The sequence below is a fragment of the Acinetobacter sp. FDAARGOS_724 genome (genome assembly GCF_013364475.1).
In the GTDB taxonomy this organism is placed as follows: Bacteria; Pseudomonadota; Gammaproteobacteria; order Pseudomonadales; family Moraxellaceae; genus Acinetobacter; species Acinetobacter variabilis.
Genome location: NZ_CP054908.1, coordinates 615,689 through 633,462 on the forward strand (window position 1 = coordinate 615,689; position 17,774 = coordinate 633,462).

The window sequence follows — 17,774 nt, forward strand, 5'->3', positions numbered from 1 at the left end:
TGGGACAGCAGTGCGCCTGAGCGTCCTTTTTTATCTATCCAGATCAGTCAAACAACCGATCAAAGAAAGATTTTTTCTTTGGAGAAGACTGGCTGCCCTCATCTTCCATGGTCGCTTGCAACTCTTTCAACAGTTCACGTTGACGTGCAGTCAGGTTCACTGGTGTTTCTACAACAACACGGCAAAGCAGATCACCTTGCATGGTTGAACGTACTGGTTTCACGCCCTTACCACGTAGGCGGAACAGTTTACCGGTTTGCGTACCTTCAGGAATTTTCAGGCTGACACGACCATCTAATGTCGGAATCTGAACTTCTTTACCCAAAGCTGCATCCGCAATTGAAATTGGCACATCCATATACAGATCTGCACCGTCACGCTGGAAGATTTCGTGTTCACGTACCACGACTTCAACGTATAGATCACCTGATTGGCCATCACGAATCGCTTCACCTTTACCAGTCAAACGTACGCGGTCGCCATTGTCCACCCCGGCTGGGATAGTAACTTCTAGGGTTTGCTGACGGTCAGATACACCTGATCCATGACATTTATTACATGGGTTCTTAATGATCTTGCCCTGGCCACGACAGGTACTACAGGTTTGCTGTACCGAGAAGAAACCTTGCTGCATACGTACTTGGCCGGCACCATGACAGGTTGGACAGGTTTCAACATCGTTCGGATTTTTAGAACCTTTACCATCACAGGCGTCACATGGTGCTGGTGCAGTAAAAGTAATGGTTTTCTTAACGCCTTTGACTGCTTCTTCAAGCGTCAATTCCATCACATAGCGTAAGTCTGAACCACGGCGTTGACGTTGCTGGCCACGGCCCCCCCCACCAAAGGCTCCACCGAAAATATCCCCAAACTGGCTGAAAATATCTTCCGCACTGAAACCACCGAAGCCGCCAGCACCACCGCCCATACCACCTTCAAAGGCTTGATGGCCCATACGGTCGTACATGCTGCGTTTTTCGCTGTCTGACAGAACTTCATACGCTTCTGAAGCTTCTTTAAACTTCTCTTCAGCTTCAGGATTGTCCGGGTTACGGTCTGGATGATATTTCATCGCCAACTTACGGTAGGCTTTTTTAATTTCATCATCACTAGCGGTTTTAGAGACGCCCAAAACCTCATAATAATCACGTTTAGCCATGTCTGGCGATGCTCCTCACGGAATTCTATTTAATATTGACTGTGGTCTAAAATTGGGGTTAAACCCAGCTTTACAAGGGGAATTCTGAAAAAAAATTGAAAGCTTAGAATACAGCTTTGTTTTGAGAAAATTTGAAGATACCTTTGAACCAGGCATTAATGAGGAAAATAATGGCAATAAAGCTGAATACTACACCTGCGACTGTGCAGGCTTTCACCCAAAGCTGGCTATCCCAGGCGAAGAAAAATAATGGAATGAACCAGAGCGCTGCAAAAATCGCGAGTACTGAATAAATTACAATATTACGCATGATCCAGAGTGCCTGTGCCTGTAACCAGACTTCGGCATAATCAATCTGGGTCACCTTACGTGCATACCAGTAGGCGAATATGCCGCTTACCACTGTAAACAAAGCAAAAAACATGAAGACATAAGCCATCGCCACGGAGCGTCGCATCTTGGTGAGTGTGTCTTGAGTCATGTTTAGTCAACCTTAGTGTGCGGCCCAGCACAAGCGAGTTCCGCAGCAGTATGTCTTTTTTGAATTATTAAAAAATCAGGTACTACTATATTGAAATTTTCAATATTTCGCACCTGAAATTATGACAAATTTAAACAGAATTTAAACTTTTTTTCACTTTAAACCATTGTGCATATAAGGCTGGCAGGAAAAACAGCGTTAATAGCGTCGCAACGATCAATCCTCCCATAATCGCAACCGCCATTGGCCCGAAGAAAATGCTTCTGGATAAAGGAATCATGGCCAGAACCGCAGCCAGTGCAGTCAGGACAATCGGACGGCAACGGCGCACTGTGGCATTGATAATGGCATTCCATTGCGATTCACCTGCCTGAATATCCTGTTCAATCTGGTCAATGAGAATCAACGAGTTACGCATGATCATGCCTGATAAGGCAATCGTACCCAGCATGGCCACAAAGCCAAAAGGTTTATTGAAAATTAACAGGAATAAGACCACGCCAATAATGCCCAATGGCGCCGTCAAGAAGACAATAAAGGCACGTGAAATACTTCTAAGCTGGATCATCAATAAAGTCATCACCACTGCCAGGAACAATGGCATACCCGCATTCACTGAATTCTGCCCACGCGCAGATTCTTCGACTGTTCCGCCTACCTCTATTAAATAGCCACTTGGCATTTCTGCTCTGAGCTGCTCAAGTTGATCTTTCAACTCATTCACCACGGTTGCCGGTTGCAGTTGCGTCCGGATATCAGCCCGTACCGTAATAGTCGGCAAGCGGTTCCGATGCCAGATCAGACCTTCTTCAAAACTGTATTCGATCTTGGCAATCTGGGCTAAAGGAACTGAACTCCCATTCGTGGTCGGTACTGCCAGACTACTCAGTGAACCGACATCGACACGTTCAGCCTGATCACCCCGTAAACGGATTTCAATCAGCTCACGTTTCTCACGGTACTGATCAATCGCAGTTCCAGAAATTGAGCTATTCAGGAAATTGGCCAAATCGCGACTACTCACGCCAAGCTGACGGGCGCGGTCCTGATCAATATCCAGTTTAATCACTTTACTTGGCTCGCCCCAGTCCAGATGCACATTGGTGGTATTCGGATTGTCTCCGACCGTTGCTGCAACTTTCTGTGCCCATTGACGGACTAATCCCAAGTCTTCACCTGATACACGGAACTGTAATGGATAGCCGACGGGTGGGCCATTTTCCAACAGAGATACCCGGGTACGGGCTTCGGGTAACAGCACCCGAATCTGGTCGCTTAAGGATTTACGGATTTCATTGCGGTCTTCAAGTGATGAAGCCAAGACCACAAACTGGGCAAAGCTGGCTTGCGGTAATTGCTGGTCTAATGGCAAATAGAAACGTGGGGAACCGGTACCGACATAGACCACATAATTATCAATCCCCTCCTGTTTGGACAGGAAGTTTTCAACTTTTTTCACTGCAGCTTCAGTCGCTTTTAATGAAGCGCCCTCTTCCAGTTTCAGATCCACCAGAATTTCGGCACGGTTCGATGGAGGGAAGAATTGTTTGGGCACCAGATTAAACATCAAAATGGATAGCACAAAAATCCCGACAGTCGCCGCGATGACCGTTTTACGGTAGGTGACACAGATATTCACCCAATGGCGAAAGCTTTGATAGAACTTGGTTTGATAAGGATCATGATGCTCACCGGCATGATGTACCAGCGGCTCCGGTTCAGGGCGTTTGCGTAAACGCGCCCAGAGACGTTGATACCATGGCGCTCTCTGCACCAGATCCTTGTTAAAATCTGGCAGAAGTTTATCGCCCAGATAAGGGACAAACAGGACTGCGGCAATCCAGGACACCAACAGTGCCAGCGTCACCACCTGGAAAATCGAGCGGGTATATTCCCCGGTACTCGACGCTGCTGTCGCGATTGGCAGGAAACCGGCAGCAGTAATCAGGGTTCCGGTCAGCATTGGAAAAGCAGTCGTCCGCCAAGCATGACCGGCCGCCTGTAAGCGGCTAAAGCCCTGCTCCATTTTGATTGCCATCATTTCAATGGCAATGATCGCGTCATCTACCAACAGGCCAAGTGCCAGAATCAGGGCACCTAGAGAAATTTTATGCAGGCCAACATCAAATAATTGCATCCCGGCAAAAGTCATCGCCAATACTAACGGAATCGAGAAGGCCACCACCAGACCGGTACGGAAACCGAGCGAGAAAAAACTCACCAAGAGAACAATAATTACAGCCTCGGCCAGAACTTTCATAAATTCATTAATACTGCGTTTCACTGCTACCGGCTGATCTGAGACTTTTTGCAGATCCATCCCCAACGGTAAAGTTTTCTGCAACCGGGCAAATTCCTGTTCCAGATTTTTACCCAAGGCAATGATGTCGCCGCCTTTACGCATCGATACGGCAATACCGATACCATTTTCACCCATAAAGCGCATACGCGGTTGTGCCGGATCAGTAAAGCCGCGATAAACTTCAGCCACATCACCAAGCTGGATGGTCTTGCCATTCACCAATAAAGGTAATTGCTGCAGTTCTTCAATATTATTCAGCGCACCACTGACCCGCACCTGAATCCGGTCAGAACCGGTTTCAAAAAAGCCCGCCTGAGTCATGGCATTTTGCTGCTGCAGTGCCTGCTGAATGGCAGTCACCGGAATACCCAGTTGGGTAGCTTTGGTGTTGGAGATTTCGATCCAGATTTTCTGGTCCTGCAGACCGATCAGTTCAACTTTGGCGACATCCTTGACCCGTTGTAGCTGTAACTGTAAACGGTCGGCATATTCTTTAAGCGTCGCATAATCGAAGTCATCGCCTTTAATGACATAGATGTTACCGAAGGTATCGCCAAACTCATCATTGAAGAATGGGCCTTGTACGTCTTGCGGTAATTCATGGCGAATATCATTGATTTTCTTACGGACGTTATACCAGACATCTGCGACATCCTTGGAAGCCAAAGAATCCTTGGCAATAAAAGTCACCATGGATTCCCCCGGACGGGAATAGGCCATGATCCGGTCATACTGTCCGGTAGTCATCAACTCTTTTTCAACCCGGTCGGTGACTTGTAAGGATACTTCTTTAGCACTGGCACCCGGCCAGTAGGTCTGGATTACCATGACCTTAAAGGTAAACGGCGGATCCTCACTTTGTGACAGTTTGGAATAGGATACGATGCCCACCAAACCGAGCAGGATCATGAAATACAGTACCAGACCTTTATTCTTTAAGGCCCATTCAGACAGGTTAAAGTTCATACTTAACTCCCTGCCTGAATTTTCACACTACGGTTTTCACGGTCAATCGGATTGATTTTTTGCTGATCACGCAGTAGATGAACCCCACCAATCACCACATAATCATCAGCCTTTAACCCTCTGAGGACTGGCACAGAATCACGGCCATAAGCACCCAGCTGCACCGGCACTTTGCGGATGGTATGATCCGGCTTGACTACCATCACATAGGCCTGCTGATCGGTCGCTGAAACACTGGATAAAGGAACGCTAAGGATATTGTCCTGACTGTTCTGAAAGAACACCCGAGCACTCTGGCCGAGCTGAATCTGGCTATTACCCTCGCGTAAAGCCACTTTCACCCGGAAGGTACGCGATTGATCTGCTGCTGGTGAAATCTCACGAACAAAAGCGGTGAATTTTTCATTCGGTTTAGACCATAAAGTGACCCAGGCCGGTTGACCGGTTTTAATTTCGGAAATCGCCTGTTCAGGAACCCCAATCACGACTTCACGCTCACCAGCTATCGCCAGTTCAAAGGCAGCCTGCCCTGCTGCAACGACCTGACCAATTTCGATATTGCGTGCAGTAATCACCCCACTTTTATTGGCAATGAGCTGGTTATAAGCGGTCTGGTTTTTGGCCGTATCATAATTGGACTGAGCCTGTTTCAGATTTGACGCAGCTGCCTTATATTGATTTTCAATCGCATCATATTGCGAGCGGCTCACAGCATTGGTCGGTAACAGCTGCTTGAAACGCTGTAATTCATCCTGAGCAATTTTACTGGCCGATTGAGCACTTTCTAGCTGGGCACGTGCTGCATTTAATTGAAGTTGAGCATCTTTCACATCTAGGGTCGCCAAGACTTGCCCAACTTTTACCTGATCACCCACATCGACAAAACGCTGGGTGACTTGTCCGCCTACCCGGAACGCCAGTGCCGTTTGCTGACGTGCCTGGACATCACCGGCATAGCTTTTCAATTCCTGATGTGAAGTTTTCGGTGTGGTCACCATGACAAATGGAACTTCCTGTTCTGCTGCAGCGCTGTCCTTGCTACATCCTGAGAAAGCCATACTGCATAGGACGATCATGCCAGCCAGTGCGCTCTGTATCGTGCTCATTATTGTTCGCTCTTATCTAATCATCATTTTTAGGGCAAAATAGGTAGATATATAAATTGCTTATTTTTTAATTAATATACCATCCGGTACACTAATTAGGATTCTGCAGTTAAAACAATGACCATATTAATTTTTTTTGGAGGCGGATTCAAGCAGCAAGTGCAACAGTATAAAAACCAGCCATAACTTCACTAGGCGTATACCAGCCTAGTGTTTTTCTAGGGCGATGATTGAGAGCAAATTCTATCTGCTCTATTTGTTCATTTGACACTTCATCAAACGAAGATGATTTTGGCAGATATTGCCTGATCAGACCATTGGTATTTTCATTTCTGGCTCGTTGAATCGACTTGTATGGATCTGCAAAGTACGTCTCTATTCCTGCTTCCGTTATCCGCCGGTGCTCGGAGAACTCCTTACCATTATCAAAGGTTACACTGTAGGCATGACTGCTGCGCAAACATGCTAAAGCACACGAGATCGTTTTAGTTGTGGTTCTAGTTTGTCCCAAATGAACGATATGTACATACAAGCTTTTGCGCTCAACCAGAGTTAATAATGCCCCCTTGTGATTCTTGCCTATCACGGTATCACCTTCAAAATCACCTAGGCGTTGACGTTTCTCGATGACCTCATCGCGACAGTGAATACTTGTTCTATCAACGAGTTGGCCTCTACGGTCTGTATTTTTATAGCCTCGTTTACGATATTTCTTTTGATGTCTTAAATGAATGTGGAGCTTACCGCCTTTAGATTTATCTAGATAGACGTACTGATAAATCCATTCATGTGAAGGCACATCAAGCCAACCTCGTTGTGTTAAAGCACCTGAAATTTGCTCAGGAGACCAATCTAAGCCAATCAGATAACGAATATAAACGAGAGCAAAATCCGTCATTTGTGAAGAGGATCGATATCGTCTTTGACTTGAAAATTTCTCTGCCTGTTGAGCTCGATATCCACGTTTTCCAGTATTTCTTTTGATCTCACGATAAAGGGTTGATCGAGAACGTCCAAGCTCCCTGGCAAGGGTAGAGATTGAAGATTTGCTTTTCAAAGCAGCATAAATTTCGTATCTTTCATCTTGAGAAAGTTGGGTGTATTTCTTCATTGGGTGCTTTCCAATTGCGAGTTGAAAAAAGTCTAATGATTTTAATACACCTAACTTTTTCAACTAACTACAAATATGTCGCACTTGGTATTTGAATCTGCGGGATGAAATTGTGCAAATACCGGTTGGACGGCCCAAGGATCTGGAGAAACGCCAGCGTATTCTGAACGCAGCAAAACAGCTGTTTTTACAGCATGGTTATCATGGTTCCAGCATGAACCAGATTGCGCTGGAGGCAGGTGTGACCAAACTCACTGTCTATAATCATTTTCAGGATAAGGCCACGCTGTTTAGCTGTGCGGTTGAAGAGACCTGTGAGGCAATTCTGCAGGAATCTCCTAAAGTTCTGCAGCCTGATAATGATTTTCAGCAGAAGCTATATCAGATCTGTCTGCGCTCATTCAATATTGCCAATCTGCCGGAAGCTCTCAAACTGGACCTGCTCATCATGCAACTGGCTTATGAAAAAAATCCGTTGGCGGAACGTTTTTATACGGCCTCACATATCAAGCTGAATCAGGCCTGGCATGATTTCTTTGAGCAGGCGCAGCAACATCAATTTATCCAGACTGATGATCCGCAGCATCAGACCGAACTGATGGTGTCCTTACTGTTAGGTATGCGACATCACAAAGTCTTATTGGGCTTAAGTCCGCTACCCGACATGCAGCAACGCCATCAGATCATCCAGCAGGCCATCGAGATCTTTATGCTGAAATATGCCATTTCCTGTTAAATTTCTTCTATCTGGCCTGATCCTTGCAACAGCGTAAGGACTAAAATTCATCCAATTATCAACAAATAATATTCAACTTTTGTCTGCAAAAGACTTGGATTGTCATGCAGTCGGGGTATAGTCAAAGGAAGAATCGGAGGAATATAAAAAATGGTTCAACAGATTGATGCACCTCTACGCGAAGACGTACGTTTACTGGGTAATCTACTGGGAGAAACCCTGAAGTTACATGCGGGGCAAGATTTGTTTAATCAGGTCGAGCAAATTCGGGCCTTATCGAAAGGTGCTCGCGATGGACAGGTTGAAGCAGAAAAACAGCTGGAACAATTATTCCTGACTTTAGAAGATCATGAAATCCTGCCATTGACCCGTGCCTTCACCCATTTCCTAAACTTTGCCAATATTGCCGAACAGTACCATGTGGTACGTCGTCGCCGTCAAAGCGAATTTGAGGAAACTACAGAATCTCCAAATCCTCTGGTGCCTTTATTTGAAAAATTCAAACAGCAAGAAATTTCTGCAGAAACCTTATATCAGCAAATCTGTGAATTAAAGATTGAACTGGTGCTGACCGCACATCCAACAGAAGTCAGCCGACGCACCTTGATCCAGAAATATGATGGTATCAATAATGCCCTGTCCAAATTTGACCAGCAGAAATTGACCCCACGTGAACGTCAGGCAGTTTTGGCTGACTTAAAACAGCTCATCAGTTCTGCCTGGCAAACTGATGAAATCCGTCAGCATCGTCCAACCCCGGTGGATGAAGCCAAATGGGGCTTTACCACAATTGAACAAACCCTCTGGAATGCGGTGCCTAAATTCATCCGTGAACTGAACGGCATGGTTGAGGAACAATGTGGCCAGACTTTGCCGCTAGATGTTGCTCCGGTACGTTTCGCTTCCTGGATGGGTGGCGACCGGGATGGCAACCCGAATGTGACGCATAATGTGACTCAGGAAGTATTGTGGTTGTCACGCTGGAAAGCAGCTGATCTTTATCTGCGTGATATTGAAAACCTGCGCTGGGAACTTTCTATTCAGCAATGCAGTGATGAAATTACACAGGCATTAGGCCATCAACATCCTGAACCGTACCGTGAATATTTACGCGATATCCGTGAACGTCTAAAAATTACCCGGGCTTGGCTGGCTGAAAAACTGCATGGCAAAGATGCTGATGATAGTCGAGTGATTAAAAGTAAAGATGAGTTATTAAAACCTTTACTGACCTGTTATCGCTCATTGATGGCGTGCAATCTGGCAGAACTTGCCAATAGCAGTCTGCTGGACCTGATTTACCGGGTGAACTGTTTCGGCATTGAACTGCTCAAACTGGATATCCGTCAGGAATCTGGTCGTCATCGTCAGGCCATTTCAGCCATTACTGAATATCTGGGTCTGGGTAATTTTGAAACCTGGACTGAACAGGCCCGTCAAAACTTCCTGTTGCAGGAACTGCAAAGTAAACGTCCTCTACTACCTAAACACCTGAATGAACCAGCGGCTAGCCTGATTGAACATCCAGATGTACAGGAAGTGTTTACCACCATGCGCACATTGGCCGAACAGCCAAGTGAGTCTCTGGGCGCCTATATTATTTCCATGGCCGAATATCCAAGTGATGTGCTGGCCGTCTTGCTGCTGCAAAAAGAAGCCGGGATTAAACAGCCTTTACGGGTAGTGCCTTTATTTGAAACCTTAAAAGATCTCGACGGCGCTGCTGACACCATGTCGACACTCTTTAATATGCACTGGTACAAGCAGCATATTCAGGGCAAGCATGAAGTCATGATTGGTTATTCGGATTCGGCCAAAGATGCCGGCTTTATGTCAGCCAACTGGGCACAGTACCGTGCGCAAGAAGAACTGACCGCAGTTGCTAAACAGCATGGTATACAGCTGACCCTGTTCCATGGTCGTGGCGGCTCGATCAGCCGTGGTGGTGCACCCACCCAGCAAGCGCTGTTCTCACAACCGCCGGGTTCGATTTCAGGCGCCATCCGGGTGACTGAACAGGGTGAGATGATTCGCTTTAAATTTGGTCTGGAAGAAATCGCGCTACAAAATCTAGAAATTTATACTGCAGCGACTTTGGAAGCGACTTTATTACCGCCACCCGAACCGAAACCGGAATGGCGTGATCTGATGCATAAAATGACGGATCTGTCGGTACAGGTCTATCGTCAGACAGTACGTGAAAATCCACATTTCGTGAAATACCTGCGTACCGTAACTCCAGAACTGGAATTACAAATGTTGCCGCTTGGTTCACGTCCGGCCAAACGTAAGGTCAGCGGTGGGATTGAATCCTTGCGTGCCATTCCCTGGGTCTTTGCTTGGACCCAGATCCGTTTGATGTTACCGGCCTGGCTGGGTACCGGTGCCGCATTAAATGAGGTACTGGATCAAGGGCAACGTACAATTCTAGATGAAATGCTAACTGAATGGCCTTATTTCCAGACCCTGATTGATATGCTGGAAATGGTACTCTCCAAAGCAGACAGCAATGTCGCGCTCTATTACGAATCGCATCTGACTCAGGATGAAGATCTGAAAGAGCTCGGCACGGAACTGCGTCAACGCTTGCAGGATGCTATTCAGACCTTATTAACCTTAAAAGGGGAATCAAAACTGCTCAGCAGTAATGGCGTCTTGGATCAGTCCATGACCGTGCGTAAACCTTATCTGTTACCGCTCCATTTACTACAAGCCGAACTGATGAAACGTCGTCGGTTATATCTGGAACAGCAGCAGGCTGAACACACTCCGGTCGATCATGCCCTGATGGTGAGTATTGCCGGCATTGCCGCCGGTTTACGAAATACCGGTTGATTTTTTTCTCTTCCATTTAAAGCACATCTACACGATGTGCTTTTTTATTGATCAGTCAATAGCCAAAAAAAGCTTTATTTATATATCAAATTAAAATTACTTATAGAAGTTAAATATGAATTGTCCGGGAATTAATCCACTGATTTAACTTTAGTTTTGATTTAAAAAACTTTTACCGCACGGTAAAATCTCAAATAAAGTCATAGAATTAATTTGAACAAAAATTTTGTTTCAGTGATTAAATCTTCTAAAAAACAAGAGTATGATGTGCACAATTTATCTTTTGAGTGCTCATTTTATGTCCAATTGGTTTCCCAAGTGGCGCCCTTATAAGGGTAGTATCGATGCACGACCAGTAGGTACCGCAGAGTATTTACCGCCTGCCCAGACCCTGATCTTGGGGGTACAACATGCCTTTGCCATGTTCGGTGCGACGGTACTGGCGCCATTTCTAATGGGTTTTGATCCCAATCTGGCCATTTTAATGTCGGGGATCTGTACCATCCTGTTCTTCCTGATCACGGGTGGTCGTGTACCAAGTTATCTGGGTTCAAGCTTTGCGTTCATTGGGGTAGTGATTGCGGCAACCGGTTATGCAGGTGCTGGCGGACTAAATCCAAATATTGGTGTCGCCGCTGGCGGGATTATTGCCTGTGGTGTGCTTTATGCCTTGATGGGTGTTCTGGTCATGGCAACAGGAACCCGCTGGATTGAAAAATTGATGCCGCCTGTAGTGACCGGTGCGGTGGTGATGATTATTGGTCTGAACCTGGCCCCTGTGACTGTGAAAAACGTCATGGGCAATACCTTTAATATGTGGATGTCACTGGTGACCGTCCTGTGTATGGGTTCCATTGCGGTGTTTACCAAAGGTCTGGTACAGCGTTTATTGCTCTTGATCGGTTTATTGCTGGCTTACTTCATTTACTACATTTTAAGTAATGTAATGGGCTATGGGACTGCAATTGATTTTGCGCCCATTCAGCAAGCTGGCTGGTTTGGTGTTCCGAGCTTCCATGCGCCAGTATTTGATACCAATGCCATGCTGATCATTGCGCCTATTGCCCTGATTCTGATTGCAGAAAACTTGGGACATATTAAAGCCGTAGGTGCCATGACCGGTGAAAATCTGGATCCGCATATCGGTAAAGCCTTTGTAGCGGACGGTATTGCAACTACCTTGGCAGGTGGTGTGGGCGCACCGGGTATGACTACCTATGGTGAAAATATTGGTGTGATGGCCGTTACCCGGGTTTACTCGACGATTATCTTTGCTGTTGCCGGTGTATTTGCGGTATTCCTAGGTTTATCGCCGAAATTTGGTGCGATTATTCATACCATTCCAACAGCGATTTTAACCGGCGCCTCAATTGTGGTCTTTGGTCTGATTACTATTGCCGGTGCGAAAATCTGGATCGAAAATAAAGTCGATTTTTCACAGAACAAAAACCTGATGGTGGCAGCAGTAACGATTATTCTGGGTACAGGTGACTTTGCTCTAACCTTTGGTAACTTTAACCTCGGTGGAATTGGTACAGCGACCTTTGCTGCGTTATTCCTGAACTGGTTCTTTAGCCTGGTCGATAAAAAATAATTCGAAGACTTAAATTTTCAAGCAGCCTCCGGGCTGCTTTTTTTATATCGCAAGAATTGTTTAAATAGGCCTGATCTTTTATATGAGCATCCTGCCGATGCGTCTGGATTTTTTTGATTTACGTCTTTTTCTCAATATAGTCGACACAGGTAGTCTGACCAAAGGTGCTGAACGCTCTGCCATTTCCTTACAGGCAGCCAGTGAGCGGATTAAAAAGCTGGAACAGCAATATCAGGTCAGTCTGTTCAGCCGCCATTCTGGCGGGGTGAAAATGACTTTTGCGGGACAGGTCTTTGCTGAGCATGCCCAAGCCCTGTTGCAACAGGAACAACAGTTGTCTCAAGCCATGGCCGGTTTTAGTGAAGGACTCAATTCCAATATCAGCTTATGGTGTAACTCTTCAGCACAAAGTGAGTACCTTCCTCTATTATTGCCACAGTATCTGGTGAATAACCCAAATATCCAGATCGATCTCAAAGAAGCAGAGAGCAATGACATCATTGCGACTTTGGCGAGTGGTACTGCCAAACTAGGACTTATTTCCAGCTTTTTTCCTGCCCCTCAATTACAGACTCTGGAATTTTCAGATGATCCTCTGGTGCTGATCTGCCCTGAACCGCATGGTCTGGCAACGAATCAGGCATTAAAATTAGCAGACTGTCTGAGTTATCCTTTTGTTGGTCTGATGCAATATCACTCTTTGCAGCAATCCATCGAAACTCAGGCTCGCTTGCTGAACTGTGAAATTCAATACCGCTTACGCTTACCAAATTTTGCCGCCATTGCCCAGGTTGTGGCCAATGGTGTAGGTATCGCGATCATGCCAAAACGTGCTGCACAACGTTTGTCGAAGCTCTATGCATTTCAGCAAATCCAACTGACGGGAGATTGGGCCAACCGCAAGTTATTGTTAGCTGCAAAGAACTTTGATGAACTAAGCACGGCCTATCAGCACTTTAGCCAGTTCCTCATTTCTGCGGATGTACAAAAAATCCTGAATTAAATCCAGCCGAATTGATGCAGCATCATATAGCTGCCTAAGGCGATCAGGCCGATAAAAAATACTGTCCGGAATTTCTGTTCAGGGATACGGGAACGGATTTTTTTGCCGAACCACATCCCGATCAAGGCCGGAATCAGTGCAATCGCCGACATGGCATAATCAATCGGCATATCTTCCACCGGGTTTTGGTGCAGGAAAATTGCCAAACACACTGTCGAGGTGGTAAATACCAATCCTAAGGCCTGAACCAGATCATCACGTTTTAAATGCAGGGTTTGCAAATAAGGTACCACTGGAATTACCACTACCCCGGTTGCCACGGTCAAGGCCCCCCCGAGATATCCCATAATCGGAGAAAGCCACTTTTCATACTGGCTTAAATCTGGCATCCGTTTCGCCAGTAAACCATATAGGCCATACAGGGCAAGCATCCCCCCCAGTAAGGCTTCACTATGAAATTCAGAATGGCCTAAGGTCGGGAAAATACTCCAGACTGAACCCACAATAATGCCTGCCAGCAATAGCCAGAAACGGCGAATCAGTTTCAGCACATGACCTTCGGCAAAGAGTTGCCAGAAATTGGTCAGCATCGAAGGCACAATCAGTAAAGTTGCTGCCTGGAATGGGCTCATAAATATGGTCAGCAAACCCATGGACACCGCAGGCAAACCTAATCCAATGGTGCCTTTAATCAGACCAGCCAGAGCAAAAATAGCAATAACAAAAGCAGTCATCTGATGACCCTAAATTGATTTAAGCCCATGCTATAGAAATCACGAATAGAGTAAAATCAGGGTTTTAAGAAGGAAGCCTCAAGTAAATCTTGAGGCTTCAGATGGAGGTGCTGAAACTGATCAGATTCATCAGCAAAAATCGGATATGAAAATTGTTTAAGGACGAAACTCTTTCAGTTCACGCTGAATGAAATACTGGAACATTTCCCGGTACAGATGCTCAATAAACGCCTGATCCACACCCTGCTGTTGTGCCAAGGCTTTGACATTTTCCACAATCTGCTCCATACGCTCCGGTGATTGCAGATCAGTTTCAGTTTTTTTAAAACGGGTGGTTTGATCAACATAAAATTGACGCGCAGCGATCAGCTCGACTAAAGCTGTATCAATGGCATCGATCTGTTGACGTGCATGTTGTAATGATTCAGCTTTGATTTTTTCCATGTTTATTCAGTCACTTTCAGTTTAGTTATCACTCTTATACTTTTCTTCTAACACATTACTGAAAATACTTTCAATCATCCAGACACGATATAAGCTATTAAATGTATAACTTTGCCCATCAATACGCAGTTCTAGGACCGGTAAATTCGGCTGGGACTTCATTTCACATAAGGTGTCATTTTCCTGCAACTTGGCCAGAACATCTTCCTGAGTCAGTTCAGTAATATTCAGTTCCTGCTGCATACGCTTGAAATGCGCTGCATAAGACAGATCATAACCACGAGTCCAGACCGCTTCCAGAATCTGGTACATGGCTTCAATCCGCTGCTCTTCCGGACAGCTATAAAACAATTGCGCCATCGGCATCACGGCCTGCTCGGTTGGCCGGCAGAATGGGGTAAATTTGACTTCAGTTCGCTTGGATAAGCGCGTCGCCAGACTCCAGTCAAACCAGTCCCGTCCCTGATAAGACAGCGGATAAACATTCAACTGGATATTATAAAAATCAGCCAGCTCTTCTTTAATATAGGCCAACAATAACCAGGAAATCGGATCTTCCAGAGCGATATACAGGTCTAGCTCCGGGTCCATGGACTGGATTTCATTCAGCTCTTCGGCATCACTGATTAGATGCTCGCGCCATTCAATATGATTGATCAGGAAAATCGGGTTGCCGGTCAGTAATCTCTGCTGTTTCAGGCGACGGGTCAGACGTAACAAGTCATCTACCGCCTGATACTGGCGTCCGCCAAACTGGAAATAGCTGGCCAGAATCGGACTATGCTCAAAAATTCGTTCCGGAAAATTCTGCGGCGCATAATGACGGCTGGCCATCGCATATAAGGTGCGCAATTTTCCGTTCTGTTTTTGCCAGAGCATATGGAATACATCTTCTAGCAAATATAGAAAATCCTGTCCGCGTAACGGTGTATTTCTCAGGATATTTTCTGCCTGCTTTAAGGCGTCAGCTGTCGGTAATTCTGGGGTGTCATGAAAGCTGAAACGATGCTGTTTAGATAAAATTTTGGCATCATTCAGGCAATAGTGCTGCCATTCATCAAAAGACATTTGATTAGGCGGTTCAGCCCGCTGATCTGAAATGATGACTTTGAGTGGCTTCAGTTCCGGACTGAGAATTTCTTCTAGTTGCGGTAACTGTTGTACCGCCAGATAACTATAAACATCATCCAGTCTTAAATGGATGCTCAAGCCATCTTCAATAGATAACACCGTTTGACGAACTGGTTTCTGGTAAAACCAACTCGATCGGATTGGATCAAACCAACGGCGTAGCAGGGACATGAGAGGTGCCTCGAAAAGATTTTGTCATGCCAGCCCTTGCCAGCAGGATCGTTTTATTCAACATCCTATTATGAGGATGTTTATGACCTGATATAAGTCTTGTGCAAAACTTATATCAAGTCAGCAACAAATGTTCAATGTTTTCTAGGACTTTAGATTTCAAGATTTAGGTCAGTCACGGCCCCGGTCTCCGCCCCAGAGGTTAGTTTGGCGAATTTCGCCAGTGCCCCGTGAGTGTAATTCGGTTTCGGTTTCACCCAGGCCGCCTGACGTGCAGCAAGCTCTTTATTCGAAATATGCCAAGTCATTTCACGGGTTTCCGCATTAATGGAAATTTCATCGCCATTTTGTACCAGACCAATCGGGCCACCCTCATAGGCTTCCGGTGTGACATGACCAATCACAAAACCATGACTTCCACCTGAGAAACGGCCATCAGTAATCAGTGCGACTGAATCCCCCAGACCTTTACCAATAATGGCAGAAGTCGGTTTCAGCATTTCCGGCATACCCGGCCCACCTTTAGGCCCGACACCGCGAATGACAACTACTTCACCTGGTTGAACTTCGCCATCCAGAATCCCGCGCATCGCGCCCTGTTCGCCTTCAAACACCCGTGCCGGTCCTTTGAAATATAGACCTTCCTTACCGGTAATTTTGGCGACTGCACCATTCGGTGACAGGTTGCCTTTCATAATGATCAAATGCGAATCTTTTTTCACCGGTTTGTCGAATGGCAAGATAATCTGCTGACCTTCAGGATAATCTTCTACATCGGCCAGGTTTTCTGCCAGTGTTTTTCCAGTCACAGTCAGGCAGGAACCATCTAGCATGCCAGCATCCAGCATGCGTTTCATCAATGGCTGGATTCCACCAATAGCAATCAGTTCTGACATCAGGTATTTACCGGATGGGCGGACATCAGCCACGACAGGAATTTCTTTTCCAATTCGTACAAAGTCATCTAGGCTCAGCTCCACACCCGCCGTATGCGCCATTGCCAAAAGATGTAGCACCCCATTGGTTGATCCACCCAATGCAATCAATACTTTAATTGAATTTTCAAAAGCCGCTTTGGTCATGATGTCACGTGGCTTGATGTCCAGACGAAGTAGGTTCATCACTGCTTCACCAGCACAGGCACAATCGATCTGTTTGTCTTCAGACACCGCTTCCTGTGCTGATGAACCCGGTAGGCTCATACCGAGGGCTTCAATCGCAGAGGCCATGGAGTTCGCGGTGTACATCCCGCCACAAGAACCTGGGCCCGGCAACGACACTTCTTCAATGTGTTTCACCTGAATCGCATTAATTTCGCCTTTGGCATGCTGACCGACCGCTTCAAATACAGAAATCATGTCAGTATGGCCTTCACCCGGCTTGATGGTACCGCCATAAATAAACAGACCCGGACGGTTTAAGCGTGCCAAGCCCATGATGCAGCCCGGCATATTTTTATCACAACCGCCAATGGCAATCACGCCATCATAGGCCTGACAACCAACTACTGCTTCAATCGAATCGGCAATAATTTCCCGCGATAGCAAGGAATATTTCATGCCTTCAGTACCGTTGGAAATCCCATCAGAAATAGTGATGGTATTGAAGATAATGCCCTTACCACCGGCAGCATTCAAGCCCTGCTCGACTGTACGTGCCAGGCCATCAATATGCATATTGCAAGGGGTCACATTGGCCCAGGTTGACGCGATCCCGATAAACGGACGAGTAAAGTCTTCATCCTGAAAACCGGTGGCACGCATCATGGAACGGGCCGGTGCATTCTCGATGCCTTCATAGACGGGAGCAGAATGTTCTCGGATATTGTCTTTACTCATTTTATTCGTCCTGGATGTAATTCTTGTGAAGCCTAAAAGCTGTCTAGGTTTTATTTGATTGTATAGAAAGCGATCTTTAGATAAAAGTAAGACTCTGTGTATCTGATTCAGTTATTTGAGGTAGTGCAATTATCAAAAATAAAAAAAGCACCCCTCTGGAGTG

Annotated in this window: 13 protein-coding genes; 4 read left to right on the plus strand and 9 right to left on the minus strand. The window is 46.0% G+C overall.

Annotated elements, in window-relative coordinates:
• Positions 1 to 43 precede the first annotated feature (43 nt).
• The 5 genes from dnaJ to FOC32_RS04300 form a co-directional block, all read right to left on the minus strand.
• Complete coding sequence (dnaJ, locus tag FOC32_RS04280; protein ID WP_034703346.1) at positions 44 to 1,159, minus strand: molecular chaperone DnaJ; 1,116 nt, start codon at positions 1,157 to 1,159, stop codon at positions 44 to 46.
• Positions 1,160 to 1,262: 103 nt separating this feature from the next.
• Positions 1,263 to 1,640, minus strand: coding sequence for a hypothetical protein (locus FOC32_RS04285; RefSeq protein WP_104426832.1), 378 nt, complete (start codon positions 1,638 to 1,640; stop codon positions 1,263 to 1,265).
• 130 nt (positions 1,641 to 1,770) lie between these two features.
• Positions 1,771 to 4,908, minus strand: coding sequence for an efflux RND transporter permease subunit (locus FOC32_RS04290; protein WP_175966485.1), 3,138 nt, complete (start codon positions 4,906 to 4,908; stop codon positions 1,771 to 1,773).
• A 2-nt stretch (positions 4,909 to 4,910) separates the two neighbouring features.
• Positions 4,911 to 6,014, minus strand: coding sequence for an efflux RND transporter periplasmic adaptor subunit (locus FOC32_RS04295; protein WP_175966487.1), 1,104 nt, complete (start codon positions 6,012 to 6,014; stop codon positions 4,911 to 4,913).
• A gap of 148 nt (positions 6,015 to 6,162) precedes the next feature.
• On the minus strand, positions 6,163 to 7,125 hold the full coding sequence (locus tag FOC32_RS04300) for an IS30 family transposase (RefSeq protein WP_104425752.1): 963 nt from the start codon (positions 7,123 to 7,125) through the stop codon (positions 6,163 to 6,165).
• Between the two features lie 112 nt (positions 7,126 to 7,237).
• Here FOC32_RS04300 and FOC32_RS04305 point away from each other — a divergent pair, with 112 nt between their 5' ends.
• From FOC32_RS04305 to FOC32_RS04320, 4 genes are all read left to right on the plus strand, one after another.
• Positions 7,238 to 7,861, plus strand: coding sequence for a TetR/AcrR family transcriptional regulator (locus tag FOC32_RS04305; RefSeq protein ID WP_104426829.1), 624 nt, complete (start codon positions 7,238 to 7,240; stop codon positions 7,859 to 7,861).
• 150 nt (positions 7,862 to 8,011) lie between these two features.
• Entirely contained in the window at positions 8,012 to 10,696 is a 2,685-nt protein-coding gene (gene ppc / locus FOC32_RS04310) for a phosphoenolpyruvate carboxylase (protein ID WP_104426828.1), read from the plus strand.
• 298 nt (positions 10,697 to 10,994) lie between these two features.
• Positions 10,995 to 12,290: a solute carrier family 23 protein gene (locus FOC32_RS04315; RefSeq protein ID WP_104426827.1), complete on the plus strand. Its 1,296-nt coding sequence runs from the start codon at positions 10,995 to 10,997 to the stop codon at positions 12,288 to 12,290.
• 97 nt (positions 12,291 to 12,387) lie between these two features.
• Positions 12,388 to 13,293: a LysR family transcriptional regulator gene (locus FOC32_RS04320; RefSeq protein WP_104426826.1), complete on the plus strand. Its 906-nt coding sequence runs from the start codon at positions 12,388 to 12,390 to the stop codon at positions 13,291 to 13,293.
• Here FOC32_RS04320 and FOC32_RS04325 read toward each other — a convergent pair.
• From FOC32_RS04325 to ilvD, 4 genes are all read right to left on the minus strand, one after another.
• Positions 13,290 to 14,027: a sulfite exporter TauE/SafE family protein gene (locus FOC32_RS04325; protein WP_104426825.1), complete on the minus strand. Its 738-nt coding sequence runs from the start codon at positions 14,025 to 14,027 to the stop codon at positions 13,290 to 13,292. The genes FOC32_RS04320 and FOC32_RS04325 overlap by 4 nt on opposite strands.
• Before the next feature lie 156 nt (positions 14,028 to 14,183).
• A complete protein-coding gene (locus FOC32_RS04330; RefSeq protein ID WP_004780403.1) occupies positions 14,184 to 14,471 on the minus strand; it encodes a chorismate mutase in 288 nt (95 codons plus the stop codon).
• Between the two features lie 21 nt (positions 14,472 to 14,492).
• A complete protein-coding gene (locus FOC32_RS04335) occupies positions 14,493 to 15,773 on the minus strand; it encodes a hypothetical protein (protein ID WP_104426824.1) in 1,281 nt (426 codons plus the stop codon).
• Between the two features lie 152 nt (positions 15,774 to 15,925).
• Positions 15,926 to 17,611: a dihydroxy-acid dehydratase gene (gene ilvD / locus FOC32_RS04340; RefSeq protein WP_104426823.1), complete on the minus strand. Its 1,686-nt coding sequence runs from the start codon at positions 17,609 to 17,611 to the stop codon at positions 15,926 to 15,928.
• Between the last annotated feature and the right edge of the window lie 163 nt (positions 17,612 to 17,774).